Source organism: Armatimonadota bacterium, from assembly GCA_020354555.1.
In the GTDB taxonomy this organism is placed as follows: domain Bacteria; phylum Armatimonadota; class Hebobacteria.
In genome coordinates this window covers 4,570,362-4,573,496 of the sequence record CP070648.1, presented here as the reverse complement: position 1 = coordinate 4,573,496, position 3,135 = coordinate 4,570,362, and the positions used below count along the sequence as shown (strand labels likewise).

Below are 3,135 nucleotides of genomic sequence, written 5' to 3'. Positions count from 1 at the left end.
TGCAACTCGGGTAGGGCGCTGTAGTCGCCGGTCAACTCTCCCCCGTCGAAGGTTTCGCAGTCCTCGGTCAGCACGTAGTAAATGCGTCCTGGCTCCGGGTCGGCTACCTCGACGGAAAGATCCGTCCGCCCGCGCTCCTCCGAGGCGCTCCGGACGACGAATTCCAATCGCCACGGGTGGCCCAGGTTGACCTCGCTCGGGCGCTGCGCGACGATCTCCCAGTTCACTTCCTTCTGCTCACCACTCCCCAACTCGAAGGGCATCGGCGTGACAGGGGTGGCAAGAACGCCGAACCCGAAAGGCTCCTTCACCTCCACGCTGAGGTTCGGTGCGCTCGGGCCCGCGTTGCGCACGGTAGTGCTGAGCATGACACGTTCTCCAGCCACGAGCGACAGGCCGGTGGTCGGCAGGTCAAGTCGGAGCGAACCGTCCGGCACGCGAGCATCCGCTGGCGGCGGGCTCACGGGGCTTGGCTCCGCAGTGCGAGCGCGCGCTGCCTCCCCCAGCTCTTCGGCGAAGCCTGACTGCTGAGCCTTGATCAGGTCAAGCTCGGGCTGAAGGTAACGGGAGACGAAGTAAGCGAAAAACCGATCCAACAGCCTTTTGGCTAGCGCCTTCATGCCGGATTTCCCGTTGCTGTGCCTTTTCGCTGCATCCCGCAGACCATGTCTCCGCCGCGTCCGGCCCGGCCGTGCGACCGAGCAGGGCCGGACACCGGCCGGCGGCATCCCTAGAGCTGCGAGCCGTATCAGTACGTGGCGGCTAGGTAGACCCGCTGGTCCCTCGGGATCCGGGACGCAGGCGGCGGAGCGCTTCGCGAAGCGAGAACCTCGCGCTTCCGGTGCGTCCTGAGGGTTCCGCGGGCGATGAGTCCTGTGCCGCCTCTGGAGTTGGCTGCTCGAACACGAGCAAGCTGTCGCTGAGCCGCAGAGCGCGCCCGCCCCGAACGGCGACGAATCGTATCTCTCCGGTCATGAGCACTTCGCCGGTCTGCGCTGAAGACGTTTCCATGTCCACGTGGAGCGTGAACCGGCGCATCTCTTTAAGCCGCGCGCGGCCGATCAGCGCTTCGCCGCGGCGGGCGGGACGGTTCCACGTTAGCTCGAGTTCACCTCCGAGCCAGTTGAACGGGCAGGGTTTCTTCTCGTGCTCCCCCACTACCAGCCACGCCGCTGTGGTGCCGACCGAGAAGGCAACCATCGTTTCGGGGAGAACGCCGGCGCCGAGCGGGAGACTGCCCCCCGCCACCGGCGAGGCGAGCAGGTCAAGCATCCCCGGTTCGTTCAGTGCCTCAGCGGTGTCGCCGATCGTCGCGCGACCGGGGTGCTGGCGACAGATCTTAGTTGTCGTCGGCTTGAGTATCTGCAGAAGGTAGTCGGTGCTCATGCTGCGGGCTTGCTCCGCGTCGTGTGCAACACGCCGCAATTGCGCTCCGGGCGTGATATTATCGCACACGCCTCCCACTGTCAACGCAGGCCGCGGTTTCCGCCCCGCGTCGTCCGGGGATGCCGGGAGTGCAGGAGCAGACTCCGGCAAAGGTGAAGTAGCCAGTTCCGGCACGAGGTGCGCGGCGTTTGCGCCGGTCGGGAGTGCGGATGAGCCGCGCCGTCGAGACCGCTCCGGAATGGGTTGGCTGAGCATGACCCGGCCAGCGCAGCGCCCGACACGAGCACACGGATTCCATTGGACTACACGAGGACAGAACAGCCTTGAGGGTACTACTGCAGAGTCCCGCTCCCGATCATCCCGGCGGGGACACGTCGCATCTCATTGAGAAGACCCGGGAGTACCTCGCCGCCGTCGGCGTGGCGGCCGACCATACCTGCGAACTCGAGCCCGATCTGGCCGGCTATGATCTCGTCCACTTGTTCGGCGCGCCGAAGATGGACGACCTCCTCACTCAGTGCGCCAATGCACAGCGCCAATGCAAGCCCCTGGTCTTCTCCGCGCAGTACTGGGACGAGGGGCGGCTGCCGGAGTGCCTCGGCGCGGAGCAGCCCCTGCCGACCGCGGTACGCCTCGCGCATTCCTTCGGCGATCATCTCTATCGCGTGGTGCTGGGGGAGGCGGATGTGGTGCTGACCGCTTCGCAAATGGAGGGCGGATGGCTGACGCGCGATATGGGCGTCGCGCCGGAACAACAGCGCGTCGTCCCCTTGGCCGCGGAGTCGTTCTTCGCGGCCGCTGATGCCGAGCCGTTTGTCGAGCGCGTGGGAGTGCGCGATTTCGTGCTGTGCTCGGCGGTGCTGGCGAGACCGAAGAACCAACTCCGGCTCATCCGCGCGCTGCGCGGCTTCAATACTCCGCTGGTTCTCGCCTACCCCTCCGCCGAGGACGGTTACGAACGGCGCTGCCGCGAGGAAGCGGGCGACGACGTCATCTTCGTCGGCCGGTTGGATCCAGACGAGCTTGCCTCCGCGTACGCGGCCGCCAAGGTGCATGCCTTGGTGAGCTGCTATGAACCAACCGGGATGTCGAGCATCGAGGCAGGCTTGGCCGGGTGCAATCTGGTGTGCACCGCTCATTCGCCGATATCCGAGTATGTGGGCAACCGCGCGTGGTATGCCGATCCCCTGGACGTCGCCGCCATTCGACGCGCTGTGGAACTCGCACACCGGGTCCCGAAGAGCCACATCCTGCGCAACGAGCTGCTCGCCAACTTCACCTGGGAACGCACGGCACGCCTCACGCTCGCGGCGTATGAGGGCCTGCTCGCAGTGGGGCACGCCGCCGCTCACCGCAAGGGTGAGGCGCGCTACCGATGGTTGACGGCATGCCGCCGGAGCGTCGGCGAACTGCGCGATAGGGTGATGGCGGTGACGGCTGCCGCCGACGCCGCGAGCGCGGCGTCGGCCCCGGCTCGCGCACAAGCCCGGATCGACACCCTGACCCGGTCGCTGCGCGAACGTGATGAGCAACTCCAGGCGATTACGGACACGTGGGCTTACCGCCTTCATCACTATCTCGCGACGAGTGCGCCCGCGCGCGCGCTTCGCCATGTGCATGACCCCGGCCCGCCGCCCGTGTTCCACGCCCCGCGCGGGCCGGCGCTCGATGCACTCGGACACCGCGCTGAAGACATCCAGCGAGTGCTCGTGGTCGCCGAGGCAAGCGCTTGGCATGTCCTGCGGGCAC

3 protein-coding genes are annotated in these 3,135 nt (G+C 67.0%); 1 reads left to right on the top strand and 2 read right to left on the bottom strand.

The genetic code is table 11. The features are described 5' to 3' along the window. Together JSV65_18775 and JSV65_18770 are read right to left on the bottom strand one after the other, a co-directional pair. A partial coding sequence (locus tag JSV65_18775) for a hypothetical protein (GenBank protein UCH34538.1) occupies positions 1–620 on the bottom strand: 620 nt, incomplete at its 3' end. Between the two features lie 142 nt (positions 621–762). Next, positions 763–1,386: a hypothetical protein gene (locus JSV65_18770; protein UCH34537.1), complete on the bottom strand. Its 624-nt coding sequence runs from the start codon at positions 1,384–1,386 to the stop codon at positions 763–765. Between the two features lie 323 nt (positions 1,387–1,709). Here JSV65_18770 and JSV65_18765 point away from each other — a divergent pair. After that, a partial coding sequence (locus tag JSV65_18765) for a glycosyltransferase family 4 protein (protein UCH34536.1) occupies positions 1,710–3,135 on the top strand: 1,426 nt, incomplete at its 3' end.